Source organism: Mangrovivirga halotolerans, from assembly GCF_026241165.1.
Classification (GTDB): domain Bacteria; phylum Bacteroidota; class Bacteroidia; order Cytophagales; family Cyclobacteriaceae; genus Mangrovivirga; species Mangrovivirga halotolerans.
This window is the reverse complement of record NZ_JAPFQN010000004.1, coordinates 72,961-98,343: the sequence shown is the minus strand read 5'-3', so window position 1 is coordinate 98,343 and position 25,383 is coordinate 72,961. Positions and strand designations below refer to the sequence as shown.

The 25,383-nt window shown below is 36.0% G+C and carries 27 protein-coding genes; 7 read left to right on the top strand and 20 right to left on the bottom strand.

Annotated features, from left to right (window positions below; all coding sequences use genetic code 11):
- Window positions 1–3: 3 nt before the first annotated feature.
- Window positions 4–1,338, top strand: a complete 1,335-nt coding sequence (locus OO013_RS07065) for an ABC1 kinase family protein (protein WP_266056015.1) — start codon at window positions 4–6, stop codon at window positions 1,336–1,338.
- Window positions 1,339–1,381: 43 nt separating this feature from the next.
- Here OO013_RS07065 and OO013_RS07060 read toward each other — a convergent pair whose 3' ends face one another.
- From OO013_RS07060 to OO013_RS07045, 4 genes are all read right to left on the bottom strand, one after another.
- Window positions 1,382–2,026, bottom strand: coding sequence for a flavin reductase family protein (locus tag OO013_RS07060; RefSeq protein WP_266056013.1), 645 nt, complete (start codon window positions 2,024–2,026; stop codon window positions 1,382–1,384).
- Window positions 2,027–2,032: 6 nt separating this feature from the next.
- Entirely contained in the window at window positions 2,033–2,740 is a 708-nt protein-coding gene (locus OO013_RS07055; RefSeq protein WP_266056012.1) for an SDR family NAD(P)-dependent oxidoreductase, read from the bottom strand.
- Between the two features lie 3 nt (window positions 2,741–2,743).
- On the bottom strand, window positions 2,744–2,908 hold the full coding sequence (locus tag OO013_RS07050) for a Lacal_2735 family protein (RefSeq protein ID WP_266056009.1): 165 nt from the start codon (window positions 2,906–2,908) through the stop codon (window positions 2,744–2,746).
- Between the two features lie 71 nt (window positions 2,909–2,979).
- On the bottom strand, window positions 2,980–3,726 hold the full coding sequence (locus tag OO013_RS07045; RefSeq protein ID WP_266056007.1) for a sulfotransferase family 2 domain-containing protein: 747 nt from the start codon (window positions 3,724–3,726) through the stop codon (window positions 2,980–2,982).
- Window positions 3,727–3,808: 82 nt separating this feature from the next.
- Here OO013_RS07045 and OO013_RS07040 point away from each other — a divergent pair, with 82 nt between their 5' ends.
- From OO013_RS07040 to OO013_RS07030, 3 genes are read left to right on the top strand one after another with little or no spacing between them, the layout of a single operon-like run.
- Complete coding sequence (locus tag OO013_RS07040) at window positions 3,809–4,516, top strand: tetratricopeptide repeat protein (protein ID WP_266056005.1); 708 nt, start codon at window positions 3,809–3,811, stop codon at window positions 4,514–4,516.
- Window position 4,517: 1 nt separating this feature from the next.
- Window positions 4,518–5,477, top strand: coding sequence for an L-threonylcarbamoyladenylate synthase (locus OO013_RS07035; RefSeq protein ID WP_266056003.1), 960 nt, complete (start codon window positions 4,518–4,520; stop codon window positions 5,475–5,477).
- Window positions 5,478–5,536: 59 nt separating this feature from the next.
- Complete coding sequence (locus OO013_RS07030; protein ID WP_266056001.1) at window positions 5,537–6,724, top strand: phosphoglycerate kinase; 1,188 nt, start codon at window positions 5,537–5,539, stop codon at window positions 6,722–6,724.
- A gap of 59 nt (window positions 6,725–6,783) precedes the next feature.
- Here OO013_RS07030 and OO013_RS07025 read toward each other — a convergent pair whose 3' ends face one another.
- The 4 genes from OO013_RS07025 to OO013_RS07010 all read right to left on the bottom strand — a co-directional run bounded on the left by OO013_RS07025 (window position 6,784) and on the right by OO013_RS07010 (window position 10,532).
- Complete coding sequence (locus OO013_RS07025) at window positions 6,784–7,836, bottom strand: carboxypeptidase-like regulatory domain-containing protein (RefSeq protein WP_266055999.1); 1,053 nt, start codon at window positions 7,834–7,836, stop codon at window positions 6,784–6,786.
- Between the two features lie 65 nt (window positions 7,837–7,901).
- Window positions 7,902–9,122 carry an NADH:flavin oxidoreductase/NADH oxidase family protein gene (locus tag OO013_RS07020; RefSeq protein ID WP_266055997.1) on the bottom strand — a complete coding sequence of 407 codons (1,221 nt, stop codon included), beginning with the start codon at window positions 9,120–9,122 and terminating at the stop codon, window positions 7,902–7,904.
- 134 nt (window positions 9,123–9,256) lie between these two features.
- The gene (locus OO013_RS07015) at window positions 9,257–9,943 is read right to left on the bottom strand and encodes a hypothetical protein (protein ID WP_266055995.1); all 687 of its coding nucleotides are present in this window, start codon (window positions 9,941–9,943) and stop codon (window positions 9,257–9,259) included.
- Window positions 9,933–10,532: a hypothetical protein gene (locus OO013_RS07010; protein WP_266055993.1), complete on the bottom strand. Its 600-nt coding sequence runs from the start codon at window positions 10,530–10,532 to the stop codon at window positions 9,933–9,935. Before OO013_RS07010 ends, OO013_RS07015 begins: the two co-directional genes overlap by 11 nt.
- Window positions 10,533–10,738: 206 nt before the next feature.
- On the opposite strand from OO013_RS07010, the gene OO013_RS07005 reads away from it, so the two are divergent.
- Window positions 10,739–11,275: a hypothetical protein gene (locus OO013_RS07005; protein ID WP_266055992.1), complete on the top strand. Its 537-nt coding sequence runs from the start codon at window positions 10,739–10,741 to the stop codon at window positions 11,273–11,275.
- 17 nt (window positions 11,276–11,292) lie between these two features.
- Here OO013_RS07005 and OO013_RS07000 read toward each other — a convergent pair whose 3' ends face one another.
- The 3 genes from OO013_RS07000 to OO013_RS06990 form a co-directional block, all read right to left on the bottom strand.
- The gene (locus OO013_RS07000) at window positions 11,293–11,862 is read right to left on the bottom strand and encodes an RDD family protein (protein ID WP_266055991.1); all 570 of its coding nucleotides are present in this window, start codon (window positions 11,860–11,862) and stop codon (window positions 11,293–11,295) included.
- A gap of 243 nt (window positions 11,863–12,105) precedes the next feature.
- Entirely contained in the window at window positions 12,106–12,729 is a 624-nt protein-coding gene (locus tag OO013_RS06995; RefSeq protein WP_266055990.1) for a porin family protein, read from the bottom strand.
- Window positions 12,730–12,865: 136 nt separating this feature from the next.
- Window positions 12,866–13,429, bottom strand: coding sequence for a DNA-3-methyladenine glycosylase I (locus OO013_RS06990; protein ID WP_266055989.1), 564 nt, complete (start codon window positions 13,427–13,429; stop codon window positions 12,866–12,868).
- Window positions 13,430–13,450: 21 nt separating this feature from the next.
- Between OO013_RS06990 and OO013_RS06985 the strand changes: the two genes are divergently transcribed.
- Window positions 13,451–13,675 (top strand): DUF2905 domain-containing protein, encoded by a 225-nt coding sequence (locus OO013_RS06985; RefSeq protein WP_266055987.1) that lies wholly within the window; start codon window positions 13,451–13,453, stop codon window positions 13,673–13,675.
- Between the two features lie 9 nt (window positions 13,676–13,684).
- On the opposite strand, the gene OO013_RS06980 is transcribed toward OO013_RS06985, so the two are convergent.
- From OO013_RS06980 to OO013_RS06960, 5 genes are all read right to left on the bottom strand, one after another.
- Entirely contained in the window at window positions 13,685–14,764 is a 1,080-nt protein-coding gene (locus tag OO013_RS06980; RefSeq protein ID WP_266055986.1) for an NAD(P)H-dependent glycerol-3-phosphate dehydrogenase, read from the bottom strand.
- A complete protein-coding gene (locus OO013_RS06975; RefSeq protein WP_266055985.1) occupies window positions 14,742–16,433 on the bottom strand; it encodes a 1-acyl-sn-glycerol-3-phosphate acyltransferase in 1,692 nt (563 codons plus the stop codon). The genes OO013_RS06980 and OO013_RS06975 overlap by 23 nt, the downstream gene beginning before the upstream one ends.
- Before the next feature lie 65 nt (window positions 16,434–16,498).
- Window positions 16,499–17,212 carry a hypothetical protein gene (locus OO013_RS06970; protein ID WP_266055984.1) on the bottom strand — a complete coding sequence of 238 codons (714 nt, stop codon included), beginning with the start codon at window positions 17,210–17,212 and terminating at the stop codon, window positions 16,499–16,501.
- On the bottom strand, window positions 17,190–17,432 hold the full coding sequence (locus OO013_RS06965) for a hypothetical protein (RefSeq protein WP_266055983.1): 243 nt from the start codon (window positions 17,430–17,432) through the stop codon (window positions 17,190–17,192). Before OO013_RS06965 ends, OO013_RS06970 begins: the two co-directional genes overlap by 23 nt.
- Entirely contained in the window at window positions 17,432–18,424 is a 993-nt protein-coding gene (locus tag OO013_RS06960; RefSeq protein ID WP_266055982.1) for a cation diffusion facilitator family transporter, read from the bottom strand. The genes OO013_RS06965 and OO013_RS06960 overlap by 1 nt, the downstream gene beginning before the upstream one ends.
- A 212-nt stretch (window positions 18,425–18,636) precedes the next feature.
- On the opposite strand from OO013_RS06960, the gene OO013_RS06955 reads away from it, so the two are divergent.
- On the top strand, window positions 18,637–19,887 hold the full coding sequence (locus tag OO013_RS06955) for an NAD(P)/FAD-dependent oxidoreductase (RefSeq protein ID WP_266055981.1): 1,251 nt from the start codon (window positions 18,637–18,639) through the stop codon (window positions 19,885–19,887).
- Window positions 19,888–19,916: 29 nt separating this feature from the next.
- Here the strand turns inward: OO013_RS06955 and OO013_RS06950 are convergent, their stop codons facing one another.
- The 4 genes from OO013_RS06950 to OO013_RS06935 all read right to left on the bottom strand — a co-directional run bounded on the left by OO013_RS06950 (window position 19,917) and on the right by OO013_RS06935 (window position 25,038).
- Entirely contained in the window at window positions 19,917–20,651 is a 735-nt protein-coding gene (locus OO013_RS06950) for a spheroidene monooxygenase (RefSeq protein ID WP_266055980.1), read from the bottom strand.
- A 144-nt stretch (window positions 20,652–20,795) separates the two neighbouring features.
- Complete coding sequence (locus OO013_RS06945; RefSeq protein WP_266055979.1) at window positions 20,796–23,240, bottom strand: TonB-dependent receptor domain-containing protein; 2,445 nt, start codon at window positions 23,238–23,240, stop codon at window positions 20,796–20,798.
- A gap of 164 nt (window positions 23,241–23,404) precedes the next feature.
- Complete coding sequence (locus OO013_RS06940) at window positions 23,405–23,974, bottom strand: acyl-CoA thioesterase (RefSeq protein ID WP_266055978.1); 570 nt, start codon at window positions 23,972–23,974, stop codon at window positions 23,405–23,407.
- 11 nt (window positions 23,975–23,985) lie between these two features.
- Window positions 23,986–25,038 (bottom strand): CNNM domain-containing protein, encoded by a 1,053-nt coding sequence (locus OO013_RS06935; protein WP_266055977.1) that lies wholly within the window; start codon window positions 25,036–25,038, stop codon window positions 23,986–23,988.
- Window positions 25,039–25,383: the final 345 nt, after the last annotated feature.

Sequence of the window (25,383 nt, the reverse complement as noted above, 5' to 3'; positions counted from 1 at the left end):
AAGATGACAAAGAAGAGACAGGATAGTATTCCCGCAGGAAAAGTAAAGCGGGCCAGTAAATTTTTGAGTACAGGTTTCAAGGTAGGTGGTAACTATGTTAAGCATTATGCCAAAAAGGCTACCGGGGGAAAAGTCACACAAGAATCGCTTGATGAAGCTAATGCTGAAGACATTTACGGACTTTTAAGTGAATTAAAAGGCTCAGTATTAAAGGTGGCTCAAATGCTTTCTATGGAAGACCAGATGTTGCCATTGGCTTACCAGGAAAGATTTGCACTGAGTCAGAATCGAGTACCTCCGTTAAGTGGCCCCTTGATCAAAAAGACATTCATGAAATATCTTGGGAAAAAGCCATCTGAGGTTTTTGATGAATTTAGCTCGGAAGCGAAGTATGCAGCCTCAATCGGACAAGTGCATAAAGCTTCAATTGGTGATGAGAATTACGCAGTTAAAATTCAATATCCCGGCGTAGCTGACAGTATTCAATCGGATCTGAAAATAGCCAGACCCTTGGCTGCTAAATTATTGAATCTATCATTAAAAGATCTGGACTACTATGTCAAGGAAGTTGAATCAAAATTAATAGAAGAAACGGATTACGTTCAGGAACTCAGTCAGGGAATGTACATTTCTCAAAAATGTAATCACCTGGAGGGAGTGGTATTTCCAGAATTCAAAAAAGACCTTTCTTCAGAAAAAATTCTGGTTATGGAGTGGCTGGATGGCCCTTCTTTAAAAGATTATATAGAAAAAAATAAAGGCACAGACCGTGCAGGGGCAGATCAGATCGGGCAGGCTTTATGGAATTTTTACAATTACCAGGTTCATCAATTAGGAATTGTACATGCTGATCCTCATCCGGGCAATTTTGTGATTACTAAGGAAGGGAATCTTGGTGTACTTGATTTTGGGTGCACAAAAGAAATTCCAGAACACTTTTACAACTCTTTCTTTGCTCTGATTAACAAAGAAGTGATTGATAATGATGAAATGCTCATGAAGTATTTAATCGAACTGGAAATTATTAAAAATGAGGATACTCCTGATACTAAAAAATATCTTATTGAAGTTTATCGCGAAATAATCGGCATGGTAGCCGAACCAATTATAGCAGGGAAATTTGATTTTTCAGATAGAAGTTATTTTGAAAAAATAAATAATACCGGACAGGCATTGAGCAAGGATAAAAAACTAAAAAAAATCGGTACTGCAAGAGGTTCCAGACATGCTATTTATATAAACAGAACCTACTTCGGACTTTACCGGCTGCTTCATATGCTGGGAGCAACAGTGGATACAACCACATTTATGAACAAAGCTGAAGTAGCTGACGCTTAAAAACAATTAAAAAAAGCTCTCAAACGAGAGCTTTTCATCATTTTCAACCTATACTTTCTAATTTTTTATCTGGCTTGGGATATGAAAGACGATCTATTATTTCGGTCTTGTAATAACCATCCAAACCACTAACTGTTAAGCTGCCGGCTTTGTGAATATCCAAATAACCATCATCACTGATGAAGCTTTCAGGAATATGCATCTGAATTACTTCTCCAATAAGCATTTTGGTTCCATTAGATCTAATGTCGATCTCTTCAATTAATTTAAACCCGGTTTTAACAATTGATTCACCTACAAATGGTGCTTTAAAATCATTTATAAACTCTGCCGTCAAACCTGTCTTTTCAAATTCAGATTTGTCTCTGTCATATCTGGCTGCAGATTGATGAGCCTGTTTATAAAATCCTTCTTGAACGTGATTTAAGGTAAAATACCCGGTGTCAATTATATTTTGATAGGTATCCCTGGGAACCGAAACCGGTCGGATAATCATCCCTTGTAAAGGAGGGTCTGCCCCGATATGAACCACAGAGCTGATAGGCGCAACATTAGTCACACCTTCTGTACTGATTGTCCCACATAAATTCAGGGATTTAAATCCAGATATGCAATTAATAAGGTTAGTACGAAAACGCTTGTCCATTTTCTCTATGGACAAGCGATCTATCATCAATGTATTTTTCATTATTAATTAACCGGGTATTTGTAAAGAACCCATTCCTCCATCTATTTTAAAAATATGTCCTGTTATCCAGGAAGCTTTTCCCGATAATAAATAAGCAACAGCTTCTGCTATATCTTCAGGCTCTCCTACTCTTTTCAGCGGATGTCTTTTAGCTCCTGTTTCTCTTTTCTTATCATCAGATAATAATTGAGAGGCCATTTGGGTATCCGTTAAACTAGGCGCAACTGCATTTACACGAACTTTCGGGGCCCATTCTGCAGCTAATGTGCGTGTAACGCCTTCTATTGCTCCTTTAGAAGCAGCGACTGAAGCATGGTAAGGCATTCCTGTCTGAACAGCTACGGTACTAAAAAGAACAACGGAAGAATCATCGCCCTTTTTCAATGCTTTCATTGCTGCACCAAGAACTTTCATTGCCCCTAGAACATTAATATTAAAATCCGATTCAAAGTCTTTCGTTTTTAAAGATTGAAATGGTTTAAGGTTTATAGACCCCGGACAATAAGCGAGCCCATCTAACTTTTCAGGGAATAAATCTTCCTTTATATCGTCATCAGTTACGTCTAACTCAGTATGTGAAACATTATCAATTTCTTCATCAAAACTACGGGAATAAACATGTACATCATGACCTGCCTCAGCAAGTATTTTAACTGTCGCAAGCCCAATACCACTACTCCCACCTATAACAGCTATAGTTTTCTTATCAGCCATAATTTACTTTTTCAATTCATCAATTTTTTTCTCGATCTCATCTACCTTCGCCATCATTTCATCTGATGCCTGACGGTCGGAATGAGATAATTTATATGCTTTCTCTAAAAGCTTTTTTCTTTCCTTTTCTAATTTCTTTACAGGGTCTGTTTTAAATAATCCGAACATGATCAGTTTTTATTAATTAAACCGATCAGATTCATTTTTGTTTAACTTTTATTAATCAAAAGTTAAACAAACTAATACCAGCGATCATAATCTCGCTTATAATAGGTTTTAAGGATTTTTTCTGAATCTGGGGAGAGTGAATTCTTTTCTTTACTTACATTCAATTTTGAAAATGAGAACCAAATCGGATCAGTGAATGGTAATTTTTGAAGGCCTTCTTCAAGCTTGTAAACTTCAGGCTGCTTAAAGGCAAGATCGATTAAATAAGATTGAGATTGAAAGTGATCATCAAGTAGTCGTTCAGGTATCATTGTTATCCTTCTTAACATTTCATTTATATCCAGGTCTTTTGGAAGTATTTCAAACAAATAGTCCTTTAGCACATATGGATTACTACTTTCAGAAATATTAGAATGAGCCGAAATAAACCGTTCTCTTGGGTTTCTGACAACAGTTAACAGTTTTCTTTCAGGTTCCCTTACCATTAAGGAAAGTTTCCTTTCAGCTAATTTGTTGATATCTTTTGAATTCTCAGAAAGATTGAAACTGTAATGTTTTTCAAGTAAATACTTCAAGAGAGATGTACTCCCTGTTTTTGGTATTCTGTAAAAGATAAAATCAGCCTCCGGCGGTTCGAGATATCTTGCCCTATGGCGGGAATCGTGAAATAAAATATATTTAAGCTGATATGAAAAATAACCCAGGTAAGGCATCTTTAAAATACTGCGTTTCCAGCTCTTAAGATGGGATTTATCGTTGTAAGCAGAAAGATATTTCTCACACTTACCATGCTTAAAAAGTAATAATATAAATTTCAACCACTTAACCATTGGCACAAATTAACAGTATATATTGTAAGCTGGCATTTTACCCTCTAATTTTGCAGCAAATTTTATGAAAATGAAAAATCTGATACAAATTATATTTGCGATAGGTATTCTTGCAGGATGTAGTGCAAGCGAAGAAGAGTTAGTAAGTGAAGCAAGAAAAAGAATGCAGGAAGGTAGAATGGGCGATGCTCTTCCATTACTTGAAAATGCCCTTGAAAAAAATCCTGATAATTACGATGCATTAGTACTTAGAGGAGTAATCGCTTTCGAAGAAAACGAATATGAAAAAGCTGAAGCTTATTTCACCGAAGCTATTACCAATGACAGCACTGATTACAGGGCTTTTTACAATCGCGGCAATGCCAGAAGGGAGCTTGAAAATTATGATGCGTCAGTTCAGGACTATTCGCGTTCGATAAAGATTGATAGTACCATTGCGGATATTTATAATAACAGAGGTGCAGTTTTACAAAAACTTGGATTTCATCCACAATCACTGGAAGATTTCAATAAGGCGATCGAAATAAATCCGGATTACGCTTTGGCTTATGCTAATAAAGGAAAAAGTCTTATTGCATTATACAGACTTGATGAAGCTCTGTCAGCACTTGAAGCATCATTAAACCTGGATCCTGACCTTCCTTTTGCTAATTTCTGGATGGGTTATGCAATGATAAATAAGGGAGACAAAAATGAAGGCTGTCGTCTATTGAACAGAGCCAAAAATCTGGGATTTGCTGAAGCACAAGCTGCGATAAATGAATATTGCGAAAACTAATATGAGCAAGACAGAAACAGGTAAAGACATTCAAAAAGCAGTTAATACCCTTAAAAAAGGAGGTTTGGTAGCCATCCCTACAGAAACTGTCTACGGTCTTGCTGCAAATGCATTTGATCCTGAAGCTGTAACCGGGATTTTCGAAGCTAAGCAACGCCCTTCTTTTGATCCACTTATTGTCCATACGGATACCTTAGAAAAGGTAAAATCCTTTACAACTCATATACCTGAAAAGGCCAGGATTCTCGCTGAAAAATTCTGGCCGGGACCTTTGACTTTAGTTCTGGAAAAGCAAAATATCATTCCAGACATAGTGAGTAGTGGGCTCACAACTGTAGGAGTCAGAATGCCTAACCACCCTTTGACAAGGGAATTACTATCTCTCATTGATTTTCCTGTTGCAGCACCAAGTGCGAATCCATTCGGGTATATCAGTCCGACAACAGCTGAGCATGTAGCTGCTCAACTGTCTGATAAGGTCGATTATATATTGGATGGTGGTGAATGTAAGGTAGGAATCGAATCGACTATTATCGGCTTCGAAAACGACGAACCGGTTATTTTAAGACTTGGTGGCCTCAGCATTGATGAAATTGAAAATGTAGTTGGTAAAGTTGATGTCATGCCTCATAGTTCGTCAAACCCCAAAGCTCCCGGCATGTTAAAAAGTCATTATGCTCCAAAGAAAAAATTTTACCTGGGAAATATAAATGAGTTGTTAAAAGAACATCCCGGTAAGGAGGTTGGAGTCCTGACCTTCAAGCCTATGAACACAGGGCACCCTTACTATTTTGCTTTAAGTGAGAATGGAGATATGCATGAGGCTGCAGCCAATCTTTTTTCTTTGATGAGAAAATTGGATAATAGTCCCATTGAGGCTATTATTGCAGAGAGAGTGCCCGACACCGGACTTGGCAAGGCAATAAATGACCGTCTGAGCCGTGCTTCGGCACAATCCTGACAACAACCTGAAATTTACCGTGCCCCCTGCACTTAAACGATCTGTAAAAACACTAACACATGAAAACAATTGAAGATTACAACTTCGAAGGCAAAAAAGCTCTTATCAGGGTTGATTTCAATGTGCCTTTAAATGATAAGCAAGAGATCACTGACGAAAACCGGATCCAGGCCGCAGTTCCTACCATTAAAAAAGTTCTTAATGATGGAGGAAGTGCTATCTTAATGTCTCACTTAGGCCGTCCTAAAAACGGACCAGAAGATAAATTTTCCCTTAAGCACTTAGTCGGAAGATTAAAAGAGATCTTTGATACTGAAGTTGAATTTGCTTCTGATTGTATCGGTTCTGAAGCAGAAGAGAAAGCAGAAAATCTAAAACCAGGACAGATTTTACTTCTTGAAAACCTGAGATTTCATGATGAAGAGACCAAAGGAGATTCTCAGTTTGCCAAATCACTTTCAAAACTGGGTGACATCTGGGTGATGGATGCTTTTGGCACCGCTCACAGAGCACATGCTTCAACCGCAGTAATTGCTCAATTCTTTGATAAAAAGGCTTGTGGATACGTAATGAAAGCTGAGCTCGAAAACGCTGAGAAAGTTCTTAGTAAAGCAGATAAGCCTTATACTGCGATCATGGGTGGAGCCAAAATTTCTGATAAGATCCTTATAATCGAAAGACTTCTCGACAAGGTAGATAACATGATTATCGGTGGGGGTATGTCTTATACCTTCTTCAAGGCCATGGGTGGAACTATCGGCAATTCACTTGTTGAGGAAGACAAGCTAGATCTGGCTAAAGAACTGATTCAAAAAGCCAAGGAGAAAAATGTAAACCTGGAATTACCGTTTGATTCGGTGTGCGCAGATAACTTCTCAAATGATGCCAACATTGAGATTATGCAAAATGGTCATATCAAACAAGGCTGGATGGGACTTGATATTGGTCCGCAAGCAAGAGAAGTTTTCTCAAAAATAATTAAAGACAGCAAGACTATTCTCTGGAATGGACCCATGGGAGTATTTGAGATGAAAAACTTCAGTAAGGGAACATTTGCAATCGCAGAAGCTGTCGTTGAAGCAACAAAAGAGGGCGCCTTCTCCCTTATCGGTGGTGGTGATTCTGCCGCTGCAGTAAATAGCCTTGGTTTTGGTGATGACGTAAGCTATGTATCTACAGGAGGTGGAGCATTGTTAGAATACATGGAGGGTAAAACTCTTCCGGGCGTAGCAGCTTTGAATAGCTAAAACAAGAAAATAAAAATTAAAAAAGGCCACATTCTTAAGAGAAGTGGCCTTTTTTAGTGTTACAATTCTTTTACGTAATTGTTATAATTTTCAAAGAATTCGTCTGAAGGAATAATCTTTTCAAGATCATGATCCATTATTAATTCCTGGCCTGTATACTCATCATATTTCAACCAATTAATATGGTTTGTAATTATTACGTGCCCAATTTTTCGTTTTTCAAATGCAAAAACAGGTATAAATTCATTATTTATCTCCGCAAAATGGATTTGTGTTCTTACCATTCCTCCATCAGCATAATTTATATTTATTTCTGCTCTTTTTAATAATTCACTTTCTTCTTCTATAATCAAAGATCCCGAATAAGATATTACACCAGAGGTGGTTAATACTCTTTTACTAAGCTTAGTAGCGTTAAAATCGATTTTTAAATATCCGATAGTAGCATCACTAAAATCATACTGATAATCAAAGTGTTTTAAATTATCAGGATTTAAAAATGGGCCTGCATACATATTATGATTTACTACCGCTGTCCAGGGATATGCAGCATAATAGTTTAATTTATAATAGTCATCTTTATCAAATTCCCTGGCACCAACAATATTAATGGTAGGAATTTCATCTAGATATGCTATTTGATTTATAGTTGAAGTTGTTAAGGTATCGAGGTAATCCGTTATCTCAGAATCAATATTATAGTAATGAATATTTCTAGCCTTATTTACGCTAATTATTGCTTCAATAGTCTTTTTAAGAAAATCTTCAGGCTTTATTTCATTGGCTGAAACCATCACTTCATTTAGAACTTGTTCATTTGGAGTCATTTTGATAAAATCAAGCGATCTCATCTCTTTAAAGCTTATTGTCACAGATTCATAACCAACACAGGAAAGAATTACATCCTGGCCCAGGTATTTAACCTTATCTATCAATTCAAAAACTCCATTTTCATTAGCATTGGTTCCTTCTTTTCCATCCGATATCATAACATTGACATACGGAACAGGTTCTTCGGTTTCGGATTCAATAACTGTGATTCTGATAGTTTTGGTTTGGCTGAATAACAGGAAATTTGATAATAAAAGTACGAATACTAAAAAGTTTCTCATTGTGATTAATTTAATAGGATAAAAAAATAGTGTGTTAAATTCCTTTACTATTAACGCCTTTTATTCTAAAATATTTTTTTTGCCATTGCTTTTTTAAACTCATGAAATATCAAAAAAGAGGAACACCAGAGTGGGCTCATATTCAATTTAAAAGGTTTACCCTTTGAGAGTCTGATCAATTGCCTTGCGTAGAATCCTCCTTCTGCTCCATCTTCGAAATTTTTGATCCCTGTTCTAAGCACAAGATTTTCAAGGTGATCAACCTCTCCATTAATAAACCCCTTTATTTGGTGCACATTGGTAATAAAAGGTCGTGCCATGCCAATCAGATCGAGCTCTCCTGAAGATAATACTTCATTACAAAATTCATAAGATCTGAAACCACCAGTAATCATTAGAGGCAGGTTGCTTACCTCTCTGATTTTTTTAGCAAAATCGATGAAATAGGCTTCTCTCTTTTTGGTACTTTCTTTTTGCTCTTCATTCATTAAAAAGAAGGCCAGTTTTTCATAAGTTCCACCAGAGATCTCTAATAAATCAATATTCAAATCGTCTAGCATTTTCACCACCCACAATGAATCCTCTTCGGTGAAACCACCACGCTGAAAATCTGACGAATTAAGCTTTACTGAAATAGGAAATTCTGCTCCTACAGTTTTCCTGACTTTCTCAATAATAATTCGAAGTAGACGGCTCCTGTTTTCAATGCTCCCACCCCATTTATCATTTCTTTGATTAGTTCTGGGTGACAAAAACTGACTTAGCAGATATCCATGGGCTGAGTGGATCTGAACTCCTGTAAATCCTGATCTTTTAGCAATATCAGCTGCTCTGACGAACCCATTAATAACTTGTTCAATATCTTCTTCAGACATTTCCCTTGGCTTACCAAACAACCCGAGTTTTTTTAATTGTACCTCCGAGGGAGCCTTTGGACGAACAGCATTAAAAATGTTTGTCTGGCGACCCGAATGAGATATCTGTACCCAGAAATGATTACCATTTTTAGTACCCGCTTTTGACCATCTTTTCAGTTTAGGTATCATTTCTTCACGATCAAAGCATACATTCCCTGCTGATTCCAGATGGTTGCGATCGATTACTACATTTCCTGTAATTAAAAGACCCGCACCAGTTTCAGACCAATCTGAATACAATCTTTCATGACCAATGGTAGGACTAAAATCAACATCACTGATCCGTTCAGTCATTGCAGATTTTACTAATCTGTTTTCTATAACTGTTCCACAAGGAAGTATGATTGAAGAATTTATTTTTATACTCATGGGAAAATTGCTTTTCAATTATAGAAAATATTGTATCAGTATCACAAAAGGCTAGTTTTAATCTATACCAAAAACACACCCAGTTTTTTCTATCATACTGATTAACAATCCAATATAGACCTAATATTTATAAATCATTTGTAGAAAAAACCAGATTTTAATAATGTAAAATCGAACCGTCCATGGTATACAGTGTTTTTAATGTTTAAAGAATCTTCATATTCAAAACCAAAAGTTCCGGCAAATATGAAATCTTCCTGACCACTTAATCTTCGGATATTAAAATTACCGATTTGGTTTATTGGTTTAAAATCAACTGAACTATCAAGTAGATGTTCATAGTAATTTTCAAAATAATAATGATAGTTATTGTATTTATCGTATACTTCCTGGTTCACCAGATAGGCATAATGAAATTGGTTAGACAAGTCAAATTTAGTTTGATCTAAAAGGGGTAAATCCTCAAAGGATTTAATTCTATTAGTCTCTAAATTAACAATTATTTCTTGTCTCGTTTTTGTATCATTCTGGTAGTTAATAATATAACCTGGAAAAACGAAGGTCAATCTATTATTAATAGTGTCGCAAATTACAGGGATAAATTCTTTCTCATTCCAAATTAAACCTCCATTAACTTCTTGTTCTGAATTCCAAATAGAATCATTTATAATAGCACCTGCTACATCAGTCCCTCTCTGAGTATATATAGGAAGTCCAGGTTCAATAGGATCAAAAACAAATACGGGATTATCAAGGCAAGATGATAATAATAAGATGATAGCTACTAGTGCAGTATATGCTAAGTTATTTTTAAAAATCATTTATGTATATATTTACTCCTATTACCATGTAAAAATTTTTAAATTCATATCCAGTTCCAGTAGTATTACCAAACTTATCTATAGTTTCATAATCTAATCTTTCCCATGGACTATAACTTGCTGTTATAAAGGGCGCTACATCTCTATTCTGTAAGAATTCAAATCCGAATAAAAAAGCAGTAGTTCTCCTTTTATATTCGAATTCTTTTAAATTACTAAAGAGTGCATACCCAAGTTCTACTCCAGTATTTACCAATAAAAACTCAGTGATATCAAAATTGAATAAAAATGGAAATGTGACATATAAATCATTGTAAGATTCTCGATCGATCTTAGGATTTTCGATTTTATATTTTCTATGACAAAGTTGGACTCCAGTTGAGAAGGAAAGTGATTTTAAATTTTCAGGTCTAAAGCGATTCCTAATACCTAACAAAAATCCAGTTCCAAACTCAGAATTTAATTGGTCTGAATTTACTATTGATTTAGAAAACGTTGGCCCAGCAGACACTCGGAGTTGTGCTTTTGCAGAACAAAAAACCATTGCTAGTGCAACGACCATCAAAAGTGTTCTCGTCTTTCTTCGCATTTTACTATTAGTTGATAAATTCCTTTATTAAGAACGGATCTAAATAACGACATTTATTTTGATCATCCAAATTCATATTTAAAATAATTTCTCAGTCATCACTGATTTTACTAATCCGTTCTTTAGTTTCACCCACATAAAAGAATTATTTCTGAATACAGAATATTAATCTTAGAATAAAAGCAAAATCTTATTGAGAAACATATATGAAATTATTCTACCTCACTGGTTATAATGGCAGCATAAAAAAAGGCCTTGGCCAAAAGCTTTCTGATGAGTTTGAATTAACAGCAATAGAAACATCAGATGAATTTTTAAGCGATTCTTTTGAGGAACAAATAAATCTGATTAGAACCCTTTTGCAATCTTTTTATATGTCGGGCGGACGGAAAATAATTGCTAATTCTCTGGGAGCCTATTATCTTTTACATTCACTAATTGATTTTTCAATTGATCAGTTCGATATTTTACTGCTATCACCAGTATTAAGTGAATTAAACCTGGAGCACTTAAAAAACTTTCCTCCAAATTCATCCAGATTAAAAGAAGCAGTATTAAAAAGGAAAATAAAATACAATCACCTTCGAATTACCGGAGGTTCTGATGATGAAATAATAGATTTTCGTATGTTAGACAAAATGAAAAGGTCACTAATTCCAATAGAAATTAACATTCACCCTGATCAGGGACATCAGTTAGATCACAACATTGTAAATAATGAGGTGACTAATTTATTTAAATAAAAATAAATTTGGATGCATTAGCTATGCATTTTCAAAGGATCTATTTCATTTTCAGCCTGGCAATTAGGACATTCAATATGGCCATTTAACCTTTCATTAGGTTCCAGAATAAAGGTTTCATTGCAAGAAAAGCACGAAAGACTTTCCCCTCCAATAACAAATGTGTTGGTAGCCATATCTGCAAGCCGCTGGTTGTTTTTACTAAATAATGTAGTGATTAAAGCAACAACCCCAAGAGTAAAATGAAAATCAATCAAATCGTATAGCCTTCTTGTAAATGCTTTTGTAAAATCAATTTCCTTACCTTGTGTGTCAACAACTTTTAAACCACTCACCTTATAACCAATTGTTTGTCCGAATAAAAACTCAGTTACAGGAAAATAAAGTATCCATACGGCTACCATTGTTACACAATCAAGAATAGATATCTCAAAACTGGTAATACTTTTCTGTCCTATCAAAAATAGTCCAGCTATAGAAAGGCCATAAAACAGAAACAGATCGACAAACATCGCCCAAAACCTAGCTGATAGATTTGGCTTTAGTTCTGCCAACCCTCTGTGCAGGGTAATCTTTTCATTGCTCATATCTGGTAACAGTTTAAAGAACCGGGGAGGTTCTAATGATTATAGTATATAATAATTTAAAGATTTTATTTGTTTATAACAATATTTATCGCTGTTATACGTTCGTTATAACATTAAATCAACAAATAAACAGTTATCAAACTTATAATTTACTTATACCAATGGAGCTTTTTTGTTACAGGCTTGAAAAACAAAAAAAGGCCACTAAGTCAGTGGCCTTATAAATATCAATAAATCTAGTAATTAATTACCTGACCCAAATTTATATCCTAATCCAACCTGCCACATTCTTGTTCTTATTTCGTTATCGTCAGAGCTATCATCATTCAGGTTATTCATTCCAAGGTTGTATCGAATATTTACCTGAAGTCCGAATGGTAGATTCAATCCACCTCCAAAATTCAGATACCATTCAGTTTCTTTGTAAGAAAGGTCTTCTTCAGTGGTTGTGGTACCCCCTCCTACAGAACTATCAACAGTTTCTGTTACCTTTTGATTTACTAAAAAACTTGCTTGCGGACCTGCCTCTAAATAAAATATCTCTCCAAAATAAAACTGCCCCATTATTGGTAATTGGATAGCATTCATCTCGTAATCATTTGTATAAGAAACCCCAAGCGATTCGTAAGATGAGGTTGTAGCATATTTAGTATAAATAAGCTCAGGCTGTAATCGGAAGATTTCATTAACCGGAAGATGTAGAAATACACCACCATAATAACCAAAATCATAATCTGAAGGTTGGTTAGTAGTTAACTTGGTCATATTTACACCTCCCTTAAGTCCTACTCCTGATGATTGAGCATTTGACATAAATACACTAAATAGTAATACAAGTGAAGCAAAAATTATCTTTCTAATTCTCATGATATAAAAAGTTTAATCTAATTCTTAATTCAAAAATCATAAAAGAGATTTCCTTTGTTTATACTCTTCAAGGCCAAATGGTAATCCCTTACAAAAATTTAATATATGTCTCTATCATTATTATACTAAAAATGAGTTACCTGGATTTAACCCAGCAGTCAATAATATGATCATCAACCATACCAGTTGCCTGCATAAATGCATAACAAATAGTAGAACCAACAAACTTAAATCCTGCCTTTTTCAAACCTTTACTCATTTTATCAGATATTGATGTCGAAGCCGGAACATCCTGCAAAGATTCCGGATGATTAATTAAAGGTTGTCCTCCTACATAAGACCATAAAAATTCACTGAATGAACTTTCCTTTTCAAGCAAGTTAAGGTATGCACGTGCATTAGTTATAACACTTTGGATTTTCAATCTATTTCTGATGATGCCTTTATCATCCATTAACCTTTCAACATCACTATCTGTCATAGCTGCTATTTTTTCGATATCCCAATCAAAAAATGCCTGTCGGTAGTTATCCCTTTTAATCAAAACCGTATACCATGAAAGTCCCGCCTGTGCTCCTTCAAGAATTAAAAATTCAAAGAGTTTTTTATCATCATACTCCGGTTTACCCCAAATATTATCATGGTATTCTTTATAGATTTCATCCCTGAGGCACCATTCACAACGTTTTGGTTCTTTCATCCTTTCTTATTAACATTAATTATGCATCAACAATACGGAAAGATAATATTGATCATTGGAATTTTAATTATGATCATTGGAATCGTGGTCTATTTTTTTGGTAACAAGCTTCCAACTCCTGGCAGTTTGCCTGGAGATATTAAAATCGATAAAGGTAATACTAAAATCTACATACCGATAACTACGATGATCATCTTAAGCATTTTGATCACTGTAATTCTTAGATTAATTAACAAATTCTTCTGAATTCCGAACTCAGGTAGCTTCTGAAATCCGATCGGGCATAGACACATCAATATTAAAAGGATATTTCATCAATGTATCAATTGCTTCATTTACAGGTTGATTCTCAAAAAGAACGCGATATAGGTTTTCTGTAATCGGAGCTCGTAAGCCGGCAGATTCGGTTAACTTCTTAATTATTTTTATTGTGTTGACACCCTCGGCAACTTCTTCCATATCATTGAGTATATCCTGAAGAGTTTCTCCTTTCGCGAGGCGATTACCTACTGTGAAGTTTCTACTATAGGTACTATAACAGGTGGTCACCATATCACCAATCCCTGCCAGCCCCATAAAAGCCTCGGGTTCGGCGCCAAAAAATTTCCCAATGTGCATCATCTCCATCATACCACGGCTAATAAGAAGACCGCGACTATTTTCACCCATTCCCATTCCGGCAATTCCTCCTGATGCGATAGCAATAATATTTTTCAGAACACCACACAATTCAATACCGATAATATCGCGGTTACCATAAACCTGGAATTTATCATTTTTTAATAACCGTATTCCTTCCTGAATAACCTCATTAAACGGGCTGGCCACTACTGTTGCTGCAGGATATCCCTGGGCGAGTTCGGTAGCGAGGTTTGGGCCGGCAAGAGCGCCAACTCTTACTACGACAGTTTCATCCCTTATCACCTCACTCATTGTCTTCACCTGCTTTTTAGTCACCTTTTGCTCTTCAAAAGGAACATCACTTTCAAGTTGTACATCCAGACCTTTTGTACCGTGAATCAAAACATGGTAAGGATGCAACATTGGTGCTATTTTATGAATAAGATCACGAAAACCTGATGAGGGAACAACGGGAAACAATGTCGTACAGTGCTCTACAACCATTTGAAGATCATTGGTCGGAGTAATTCTTTCATGTAATCTGACTCCATTATGTTCTCTCGAACTTTTCATTTTCTCTACCACCTCAGGATTACGGGCATAGAGATAAACCGGGCTATTTACAGCCAGTAAATTAGCCACAGCAGTCCCGAAACTTCCGGCCCCGAGAACAGCAACTGGTTGTATATCGTTATTTGAGATCTTCGAGTCCATATCCCATCATCCGATTATGGTAATAGAAAAGTGTATTAAGATTTTCAGAGGTAATGTCTCCTGATTTGGTGAATATTAATGGTCTTTTGGCATGGTACATTCCAACATTATCCACACCGTGCTTGATCACTTTATCAACATCCTGGTTCATATGACTGGCAAATCCTACTTCGCCTTTTTTATTCAATTCTTTCAAATGATCCAGGTAAAAATTAAACTCTTCTTTGAATTCTTCATAAAGAATCACCTGATCTTCATCAGGAAGCCTTAAAAGATTATATAAATCAAGCTTAGGATGTTTCTTTTGTAATATCTTAAATGCCGTGAAAGCTACCAGGTGAGAAGAAAACACCCGGTTAATTTTATGAAATTCTTTTACTACCTTTTCACTTAATATTTTAGTATACTCAGCATCTCTCTGATCGTCGCGTTCGATCTTCTTATCATGCATGAAATATTCGCGAGTATAGATCCGCTGTCCATTCTTATCATAACTATGGCCATCATCATCGACATAATTACCCAGAACATCCATGCCTTTACCAATAGAAACTGAAATGCTGGAACCTTTTGTGAAAAACTTAACGAGGAATTTCAATATTTTATATGAAGTAGCATATTCATCGTTCTCCATATAAAATCTCTCCTGCCCCATCATTTTTAAATGATCATTGATAAGTGCAGGAGCCTCAAGAGTAAAGTGGTAATTGATCGTAACCGGGACAACAAAAATCTTTCTGTTTTCCTCAGGAAATTTCTCATAATTGATACGTTGAGCGTCAATAACACTTCCAAGAAGGCCTCTTTTGAGTTTTTTCTCTATATGTCCTGACCTGGCTCTTGTTCCACCAGGGAAAAATAAACTATGCACCCCTTTTTGAAGGGCAACATTAGAATACGTTTTCAGGGTTTCTATATAAATAAGGTTTTTCTTTCTCCGGTCTACTTTATAAGCCCCAAGGCTATTCATGAAATAAGCTATTATTCCAATGTTGAACAGGTTAAGTCCTGCGCCATAAATAAATGGAGGTAAACCTAAAGAATGGATGACCCATCCTATTAAAATACTATCAAGATTACTAAAATGAGTCGGTAGCAGAACGATTGTTCCTTTTTGTGCCAGGGTCCTGATATGCTCAGTCTCACCAACAATATGCAGTTGATCATTAAGAGTATATTTTTTACTCCATAAAGCTGACCACCCTTTTACATGTGTGGCATTTAATAACCTGGTAAACCCGGTTTTAACAAAAGAACGCGCAAATCTGTATGAACTAGGCTTGAACTTACTTAAAATCTCATTTGCATACCTCGAAATGATGGTTTTGAGTAATTCGTCAAGTTTATCATCAATTGCCGGGTCATCAGGATTGCCTGTTATAGAAGCAAGTTCGGACCTTAATCCAGCCCAGAACTCAGCATCATCCGGTGGATCTACCTTCCATGGATTTCTTTTAACCCTGAGTTTCTCCCTGTATAAAGTGGTTTCCAGCTCTTCGATCAATTCCTCGCGGGTGGACTTAACCTCTTTGATCCTGTCAAAGGTGTCATCGATCACCTCTTCGATAAACTGCTTGCTGTTCTTACTTAATTGAACAACAGGCCATTTTCGTGGAGCTGGTATAATTGGTTTATATCTTTCCTGACGTATTGATTCGTCTGACTGCATAAAATAGTTATCAGATTCAACCGGCAAATATATACATTTTAAATTAATCAACTAATGTTGAAAAATCACGACCTTGCCGAATAAACCCTTTGTTTTACCTGGGTCTTTCTTAATTTAAAATCTTTAACCGCAATATCCAATTTATTACCTTTCATACTTATCAAAACATCTTTGACCGGCCAATCAATTAACACCTGTTCCGGGCCATTTCTTTGCGGGTTAACAAGTAATTCCCTTCTACCCTTTATTTCAACCTGATCTTCTTCTTCAAGTTCTGCCAGTTCCTGATCAGTCAAGGGTAACCACAGGGAATCAACATCTGTTAATGATTGAGACTTTATAGCGTAAAAGGCCCTTATAAACTTCTGAAAGTCAACAGGTTTCTTTTTCAACAACACCAGCGTACGGTTCTTGGGCTCATTTAATTGAATTGCCGGGCCTCCCATTCCTCCGATGTAGATCAACATAATCCCTACAAAAAACAGGCTTATCATTAACAGGGGGTGGTCATAATAGGTAAACAAGGCCACCATTGAAAGAGACGACAATACCCCTCCTGCCCAGATAAAACCAAGGTAATGGCCTTTCACAATCTGAATTCCATGCAAGCCTTTTAATTCATGCAGGTGTTTTTCGTTGCGTCGTTCTATCTCAAGGTGTCTGGTAAATAAACGGATAAAACCCGGCTTGGAGCCATCCATCCATTTAAGCTCTGCAACAGGAAAAGATTTTTCCGGTGGAGTATGAGTAATTTTTTTATCCCAGTTCCTGAAGCGCATTTCTATAAATGTTTCCTAGCTGCTCAAACTGTTTATCTACCTGGTCTGAAAATCTACCTTCCACAAATTTCTCCCAGTCGGGTTCTCCAAGCAGATCAAGCTCGTTGAATTTCAACGTTATTTCCATCGGACCTTTTTCAGCTTTCAATAAAAACTTCTCATTCCATGTAAATACGCTGTATCTAATATTATTGCTGGAGAATTCTTTTATTACTCTCATTAATCAAGATCTTTTACAGTATGTTTTCGGTTTTTCAAGGTATCCTGAACTCTCCAGGTTACCGTTCCCTGGTATGGAGCCTGCCGAACAGGACAATCAGATATACGACAAACAGGACAACTTGTTGGGATGCATGGATCAGCATGAATAAAAAACTCAGTTTCCCGGAACTGCTTTGAAATAAGGTCATCCATTATTTTCAATTCTTCATGCGATTCCTTTAACGTGAGATAATATGGTAAAGTAACATGAGCGTCAATATGTACGAGATGACCAAACCGTTGGGTGCGCAGATTATGTACGTCAATCCATTTATCTCTGCGATTTTTATCAAGTGTATTTACGATACTTTCAAGTACATCTTCATCAGCTTCATCCATAAGTCCTCCAACAGAGTGCCGGATAACTTTGTATCCTGAAAATATTATTATCAAACCAAATATGATAGCTATAGCACTATCGATCCAGTAAATTTTAGTGAAATAAATAAGGAACAAACCCAAAACAAGCCCTATGCTGGAAAGAAAATCAGAAAACAAATGCTTCCCTGCCGCTACAAGAGTCGGAGAATGAATATCTTTTCCTTTTTGCTCTGATATCTTTCCCATTATGCCATTTACTACTCCGGCTATAATTGTAAGCCAGATACCGATGGTCAGATCATTTAATTCCTGGGGCACAAACAGGTTATACGCTGATTTCCCTATGATCATCAGTCCGGCGATGATGATAAGCGTCCCTTCTACCGAAGCACTTATAAATTCTATTTTACCGTGACCATATGGATGATTGAGATCTCTTGGTAGTTGAGCCAAATACAATGAGTATAAGGCAAAACCGCCTGTCAGCACATTGACAATACTTTCAAGTGCGTCTGACAATATAGCATTAGAAGCAGTATAGTAAAATGCAGTGAATTTAATAATCATCAACAGCACACCTACTGCAAGTATTATCTTTTGAAAAGAAAGTACCTTTTGATCTTTGGCCATCAACACCCGATTAACCTGGAAAATATTTTTGTAGTGAATATAAACCATAGCTTTTGGTTATCATAGCTAAATAAAAGTCTTTGTAAATAACTATCTGATATACTTTTCAAATTGAAGGTAATCACTCTTTAAATCATCATTCTGGGTGATAATTATCACAGTTTCTGATCATAAAAAGTACTTAATTGTAATCAAACAAAACAGCTAAAAAGATGAAGTACGATGTTCTTATAATTGGGGGTGGAACAGCAGGTATAATGACAGCCGCTCAACTTGTACGTAAATCACCTCAAAAATTAAATATCGGTTTAATAGAACCTTCTGAAAAACATTTTTATCAGCCGGCGTGGACTCTCGTAGGAGCCGGAACCTTTAATATGAAAAATACCATCAGGGATGAGAAGGAATATATCCCGGAAGGTGTGAATTGGATTAAAGATCGTGCAGAAACTATAGATCCGGAAGATAATGTGGTTCAGACCCAAAATGGTCAGCAACTATCATATGATTATTTAGTTGTCGCTCCAGGCATCCAAATAAACAGGGATGGCATCCCTGGTTTGGCCGAAGCACTCGATAAAGGCGTTGTTTGTAGTAATTACACTGATCCTGAGCACACCTGGAAGGTTATCAAAAACTTTAAAGGTGGAAATGCTCTATTTACCCAGGCCAATACACCAATAAAATGCGGCGGGGCACCTCAAAAGATCATGTACCTGGCTTCAGACTACTTCAAAAAACATGGACTGGCAGAAAAGACCAATGTAATTTTTGCCTCTCCCGGGGGAGTAATCTTTGGTGTAAAAGAATTTGCCGATACACTCAATAAGGTAATAGATCGATATGATATCAATACAAAATTTCACTACGTCCTCACAAGAATAGATGCAGAAAATAATACTGCATACTTCAAAGTTAACACCGAAGAAAGCGTAACCCCTGACGGTGCAATCGGCGAAAAGCTACTTAACGACAAAGAAGTAGCAATACCTTTTGATATGCTTCATCTTGCACCTCCTCAAAGTGCACCGGATTTTATTAGGAAATCTCAATTAGCACTAAAAGAAGGACCAAGTGCAGGATGGGTTGATGTTGACATTGAAACTCTACAGCATTTAAGATATCCAAATGTTTTTGCCCTTGGAGATGTAGCTGCTCTACCTACAGCAAAAACTGGCGCGGCTGTTCGTAAACAAGCTCCGGTGGTAGTTGCTAATATCCTTAACCTGATCAAAAACAACAGTTTGGATAAACCCAGATACGAAGGCTACAGCTCATGCCCCTTAGTTACAGGATATGGTAAAATGGTTCTGGCTGAGTTCAAATACAATAATGTTCGTGATAGCGATCCACTTTTGAGCAAATTCTTAGATACAGCTAAAGAAAGCTGGTTCTTATGGATACTCAAAAAATACGGATTACCATATCTGTATTGGAATAAAATGCTGAAAGGTAAAATGTGATTTGTTTTGTTGGTTGACTTGAAGCACTGTTAATTGCCCCCATTAATAGTGCTTCTTTTTTTTATTCTCAGATCTATATCCGAAAAACTACCTATCGTATCAAAGATTACAAACCTTGCAAATAGTTCTTCTTTGTACCAATCATGTTTATGAGTTCTTTTTATTGCTCCCTTGTGTCCCCTGGAACCATATGCGAAATCTTTCATTGATTTTAAATTTTTCCATATACTGAAAGTGGCCATTTGCACTACCGGAATTTCACCAACTCCCTTTGAAAATATTATGTCTGAATTATTTTTTAAAGCTCGGCTGGATCGCGGAACATATGACCAGAATTTAAGGAGTTTTGATGTTTTTATCGTAGCACGGGTCAGTACTGCTATTGGGTCTTTGTCTGAAAGAGTCGAAAAATCAGAATCAGTAGTAAAAGGTTCTTCTCCTGACCATTGCCCTTTTGATTTTACACATTTCATTAAGGCCGTCCATTTTTCAGACATATAATCATCATAATGGTTGAAGAAACGACTACTATTAAAAAATTTTGTTGCTGAATCAGTATCCTTCCAGTTTGTCATCAGGCAATACACTGACCAGTCGGGAAAAGGATTAAACCCGTTTCCTTTTCCACTACCCATTAACTTGTAAAAATTAAGTCCCTGAATTTCTGATAGGTATTGATGTCCCTCATTCATCATTGTAAGCGCTTTATACCTACTTTTAAAATCGGGAAACCTCATAAAAGTTATCGCTGTGATTTCTTTCATTCGCAATTATATCTGAATGTTTAAGATAGAGCTTAAAATCAAATAAAAACAAAATGAAAACCTTTAATCCATGAAAATGTTAAAAAAAATAGCCGGACTCCTCAGAATCCGGCTTATTGCAAGGGTATCGCAATCAACTATCTATTAATTACCTCCTGCACGATTTAATTCCTCTAAATTACCTCTGTTTGTATTTACTCTAAACTGTTTTCCCTGGCTAAAGTTATATCGAATAGTGAAATTCAAAGATTGAGAAGAAAACACATTTCCGATATTTGTATTTTGATCAGGCAGTTCAACAGTACCCTGGAATCTTCGACTGTGGAATACATCATTGAAATTCAGGCTGAATGAAAGTTTATCATCGATGATACTTTTCTTTACACCCAGATCAACCCAGGCTTGTTCGTCCATTCTATAGATACCCCATACATTAGGGCCTATGTAAGTTCCTGTCATTTCAAATTTGAATCCTTTTGGCAATACAAAACTGAAACGAGACTGGAAATAAGTGTTAAAACGTTCGTTTACTACTTTTTCATCTTCAATCACACTACTGAATTGTTTGTAAGAAACCACCGCAGTATTGCTTATAGAAAACCAGTCTTTCACATCAACAGGGAATATAAATCTTGCATATGCATCATGTGTATCGTCAAGGTTTCTCGGACTGAACACTACCAATCTGCTATCAACGTCTGCATCCGGAACTTCTGTGAACATATCCACTGACTTGTTATATCCCAATCCTACGATATACTTCTTCTTAAATGTCTGGTTAACCTCCACATTATGAGTAAATACCGGCTTTAAGTTTGGATTACCTGTGGCAATCGTATATCTGTCAATGTACAGATAATATGGATTTAACATTCTGTAATTAGGTCGGTTTATTCTTCTGCTGTAGTTAAAACCAATCTGATAATTCTCACTTACATTATTAGTCACAAACAAGCTAGGAAAGAAACCAGCATAACTTCTGTCATTAACCTGGTTTAAAGTAACCGACTTACCTTCTGCTATCGTATGTTCATATCTTAATCCAGCTTTTACGCTGATTTTTTCTGTAAGAGGAAAGCCATAACTAGCATAGGCTGCATAAATGTTCTCAGTATATATAAAGTGATTCGAACGATCTGCATCTAATACCCATTCACCGTCAGTTAATGCTTCAAAACGCACTTCATTATCTGAAACAACCTGACTGAACTTTAAACCTGCCTCAAGAGTCTTTCCTTTCCCGAAAGGCTTGGTTAAATCAGCTTTTGCTGAATAGATATCAAACATATTAGGGTTTATATTTCTAAATGTTTCATCCCCAAGAAGTTCTCCTCCCTTACTAGAAAATATTTCATTTTCGAACAATCCAAAGTCTTCACTTTCTTTATTTACATAATCCAGATCAACACTCAATTTTGTACCATTTGTATCTAGTTGAGCTATATAATGGAAGTTTGCTGAATTATTCGCATTCTCCTCGTTCAATTCATTATCAGCAAGTACAAATCCTGGAAAATCCTGGTTTCCGTAGTTAAAAGTTTCTACGTCAAACTCTACCATACCTTCATTGTTGAATGATTTAACCATGAAGCCAACTGTATGGCGATCATTTATTTCATAATCCAGACCAAGATTTAAATTAACATTGTCAAACGTATGTCTGTTTTTTGCATCTTGCTCCATATATTCTCCTTCTCCCTGTGTTATAAACTCACGACGCATGGTAAGGTCTCTCCATTGTGCTCTTTTACTGTAATCAGCTTGTAGGAAAGAACTTACTTTACCTTTTTTATAGTTAAAGTTTACACCACCATTATAACTATTACGCTCATTATAATTGTAACCAAGGTTCACACTACCATTAAATCCAGTGTCAATACCTCTTTTTAATTTTATATTGATTATTCCTGCAGATCCTTCCGCATCGTATTTTGCAGATGGATTTGTAATTAATTCTATACTCTTAATGTTATTTGCTGACATCGAATTCAGAAGAGATTGAAGCTCTTTGGCACTCATGAAAGTTCGTCTGTCATCAATCATTACAAGAACACCGGCTTTTCCATTTAACTGGATGTTACCGTCCTGATCTACCCATACTCCAGGTGATTTTTCAAGAACTTCCAGGGCAGTATTCCCTTCAGTTAACGCTGAATTTTCTATATCAACAACTGTTTTATCAGCTTCTACAATGACTGTAGGACGAGTAGCTCTTACCTCTACCCCATCAAGACTTTGAGTCTCTTCTGGAAGAGTCAAACTTGACCAATGTTTAGAATATCCTTCTCCTTCTATTTTAAATGGCTCAGAATAATTTGTTTCATAACCAATGGCACTAAGTCTCACTAAATAAGTTCCCGCTACTTTTGGAGATCCCATAGTGAAATTACCATTCTCGCTGGTTACTGCTCCGGTAACTAAAGAAGAATCCGATTGATTTAAAACTGCTACGTTCGCGAAAGGAACAGGTTGAGAATTCTGGTCTGAAACCTTTCCTGTAATTTTGCCTGCCTGCTGGGCATTAGCTGCGAAACATAAAAAGAATAATGCTAAAAATAAATAGGGTTTATTAAGTACTTCTCGGTTCATAATCATGCGATTTAAATGTTCACATGATCTATAAGAAGATTCGTGCCAAGTAAAATATTTTTTACAAGATACTGATAATCAGATAATTAAAAATTTAACAATTTTAAAAGAGTGTTCAAAATCGTACAGGTGTTTTACAACTTCGAACAGGATCGAATCAAAAATCACTGCAAATCGTCAGCTAAAATGCACCGTTGATCTTTCAAATGAGTAAGTTCTTTTTTCAGGTCAAAAGTCTTTTTTTCCTCATCCATCTTTTCAGAAATCTGCTTTTTCAGTTTCCGTCTTTTAATTGACTCTACAAATCTCCTTACATCAATTGGTGATTCGAGTAATAAAGGAGGTACTTTAACAGTTTCTCCCTGCTCATTTTTAGCGACCATGGTGAAATATGAGGTATTAGTATGCTTCACTTCACCGGTTTTCACATTTTCTGCAATTACTTTTATTCCTACAACCATGCTGGTATTTCCTACATAATTTACCGATGCCAACATGGATACGAGATCCCCAACTTCAACAGGTAATAAAAAATCAACAGCATTAACTGATACAGTTACACAATAGGCACCTGAATGCTTACTTGAACATGCATAGGCCACCTTGTCCATCATAGATAATAGATAACCACCATGTATCTTCCCTCCGAAATTGGCTGAGGAAGGAAGCATTAGTTCAGTTATTGTCGTTGCAGAAAATTTAACAGATCTGGGTTCGAGTTGATTCTCCGGCATAGGATTTTATTTTATTCTTCATCGGGAAATATACCTAGCTGGCGGGCGCGTTCCTCCCATTTTTTTCTGGCCAGCTGCTGCATATCTTTTGTATTATCAAGTTCATCCTGAATTTCCAGTCCCAGTAACGTTTCGATTATATCTTCCAGGGTAACAATGCCGGCCATACCTCCATATTCATCAACAACAAGAGCAATGTGTTCTTTCTTTGTTAGTAATTGTTCAAAAACTATCGGAATAGCCTGGTGTTCATAAACTATTAATACATTTCGCTGGATTTCAGATAATTTAGCTTCATATTCATCATGAGCCAGCTTTTCCATCACATCATTTTTTAACACAAAACCGGTGACATGGTCGATAGTATCTTTAAAAACAGGAATTCTGGAAAATTTCAGAAAGCTTTTTTCATCAAAAAATTCTTTTATCGTCATAGTTGAAGGTGCTGCTAATACAACCGTACGTGGAGTCATGACATCTTCAACCTTAATTGACTTAAACCTGATAAGATTATTGATGATATTAAATTCACTTTTATCAAATACGCCAGCTTCAGTACCAAGCTCAGCCATCGCAGCAATATCTTCTCTTCCTGGAGCAGTAACATGCCCTCCTCCACCTACTAATTTTGTAATATGCTCCGAAATCCATACTAAAGGAAACATCAGGACAACAAGAATTTTTAAAGTTCTTGATACAAATGGAGCTAGTGACTTCCAGAATTTAGCACCCAGTGATTTTGGAATGATCTCGGAAAAGATTAATATCAGAATTGTTAAGATTGCTGAAATATAGCCAAAGTAAGCTTCACCAAAAACGATGCTCGCCTGCGCTCCAACACCAGCAGCACCAATCGTATGGGCAATAGTATTTAATGATAAAATTGCTGCAAGAGGTTTATCTACATTTTCTTTTAATAGTTTTAATTCTTTGGCATAAGCAGCTCCTTCTTGTTCTTTGGCCTTTACAAATACAGGAGTAATACTCAATAAGGCAGCCTCAAGAATAGAACATAAAAAGGAAAATCCCAGCGCTAGGGCCAGATAGAAAAACAAAAGAAACATATTCTGAATAAAATAGAATTAATATCGGATTCAATTAAGAGCAATTTAAAAAATAAATCCGATACTGCACTTTCTATAAAATTTTAATGAGTTTTTCTGTTTAATTCATCATAAATATCGCGATGGATTTGAGAAAGATCCAAAATATTTTTTTGTGACAGATCTGAAAAAATTCTTGATTGCTTGTTGGTAAAAGAATATCCCAACATGATCATTATACTTTTTATATAAAGTTGCTTCACTTCTCTTAAAATTTATCCAAACAATGAACCTTCATTCGAGAATTTTGTTTTTAAAAAAATAAAAACCAACACATTAAACAAATTTTACCTGAAAACTAAACAC

Excerpts from the sequence above, each read along its gene's own strand:
- OO013_RS07065 (WP_266056015.1), top strand. The coding sequence starts at position 4 with ATGACAAAGAAGAGACAGGATAGTATTCCCGCAGGAAAAGTAAAGCGG.
- OO013_RS06985 (WP_266055987.1), top strand. The coding sequence starts at position 13,451 with ATGCATCAACAATACGGAAAGATAATATTGATCATTGGAATTTTAATT.
- OO013_RS07005 (WP_266055992.1), top strand. The coding sequence starts at position 10,739 with ATGAAATTATTCTACCTCACTGGTTATAATGGCAGCATAAAAAAAGGC.
- OO013_RS06935 (WP_266055977.1), bottom strand. The coding sequence starts at position 25,038 with ATGTTTCTTTTGTTTTTCTATCTGGCCCTAGCGCTGGGATTTTCCTTT.
- OO013_RS07050 (WP_266056009.1), bottom strand. The coding sequence starts at position 2,908 with ATGTTCGGATTATTTAAAACAGACCCTGTAAAGAAATTAGAAAAGGAA.
- OO013_RS06940 (WP_266055978.1), bottom strand. The coding sequence starts at position 23,974 with ATGCCGGAGAATCAACTCGAACCCAGATCTGTTAAATTTTCTGCAACG.
- OO013_RS07015 (WP_266055995.1), bottom strand. The coding sequence starts at position 9,943 with ATGATTTTTAAAAATAACTTAGCATATACTGCACTAGTAGCTATCATC.
- OO013_RS06995 (WP_266055990.1), bottom strand. The coding sequence starts at position 12,729 with ATGAGAATTAGAAAGATAATTTTTGCTTCACTTGTATTACTATTTAGT.
- OO013_RS06970 (WP_266055984.1), bottom strand. The coding sequence starts at position 17,212 with ATGCGCTTCAGGAACTGGGATAAAAAAATTACTCATACTCCACCGGAA.
- OO013_RS07000 (WP_266055991.1), bottom strand. The coding sequence starts at position 11,862 with ATGAGCAATGAAAAGATTACCCTGCACAGAGGGTTGGCAGAACTAAAG.
- OO013_RS06980 (WP_266055986.1), bottom strand. The coding sequence starts at position 14,764 with ATGGACTCGAAGATCTCAAATAACGATATACAACCAGTTGCTGTTCTC.
- OO013_RS07035 (WP_266056003.1), top strand. The coding sequence starts at position 4,518 with ATGAGCAAGACAGAAACAGGTAAAGACATTCAAAAAGCAGTTAATACC.
- OO013_RS07060 (WP_266056013.1), bottom strand. The coding sequence starts at position 2,026 with ATGAAAAATACATTGATGATAGATCGCTTGTCCATAGAGAAAATGGAC.
- OO013_RS07020 (WP_266055997.1), bottom strand. The coding sequence starts at position 9,122 with ATGAGTATAAAAATAAATTCTTCAATCATACTTCCTTGTGGAACAGTT.
- OO013_RS07040 (WP_266056005.1), top strand. The coding sequence starts at position 3,809 with ATGAAAAATCTGATACAAATTATATTTGCGATAGGTATTCTTGCAGGA.
- OO013_RS06950 (WP_266055980.1), bottom strand. The coding sequence starts at position 20,651 with ATGAAAGAAATCACAGCGATAACTTTTATGAGGTTTCCCGATTTTAAA.
- OO013_RS07030 (WP_266056001.1), top strand. The coding sequence starts at position 5,537 with ATGAAAACAATTGAAGATTACAACTTCGAAGGCAAAAAAGCTCTTATC.
- OO013_RS07055 (WP_266056012.1), bottom strand. The coding sequence starts at position 2,740 with ATGGCTGATAAGAAAACTATAGCTGTTATAGGTGGGAGTAGTGGTATT.
- OO013_RS07010 (WP_266055993.1), bottom strand. The coding sequence starts at position 10,532 with ATGCGAAGAAAGACGAGAACACTTTTGATGGTCGTTGCACTAGCAATG.
- OO013_RS06965 (WP_266055983.1), bottom strand. The coding sequence starts at position 17,432 with ATGAGAGTAATAAAAGAATTCTCCAGCAATAATATTAGATACAGCGTA.
- OO013_RS07025 (WP_266055999.1), bottom strand. The coding sequence starts at position 7,836 with ATGAGAAACTTTTTAGTATTCGTACTTTTATTATCAAATTTCCTGTTA.
- OO013_RS06990 (WP_266055989.1), bottom strand. The coding sequence starts at position 13,429 with ATGAAAGAACCAAAACGTTGTGAATGGTGCCTCAGGGATGAAATCTAT.
- OO013_RS06960 (WP_266055982.1), bottom strand. The coding sequence starts at position 18,424 with ATGGCCAAAGATCAAAAGGTACTTTCTTTTCAAAAGATAATACTTGCA.
- OO013_RS06945 (WP_266055979.1), bottom strand. The coding sequence starts at position 23,240 with ATGAACCGAGAAGTACTTAATAAACCCTATTTATTTTTAGCATTATTC.
- OO013_RS06975 (WP_266055985.1), bottom strand. The coding sequence starts at position 16,433 with ATGCAGTCAGACGAATCAATACGTCAGGAAAGATATAAACCAATTATA.
- OO013_RS06955 (WP_266055981.1), top strand. The coding sequence starts at position 18,637 with ATGAAGTACGATGTTCTTATAATTGGGGGTGGAACAGCAGGTATAATG.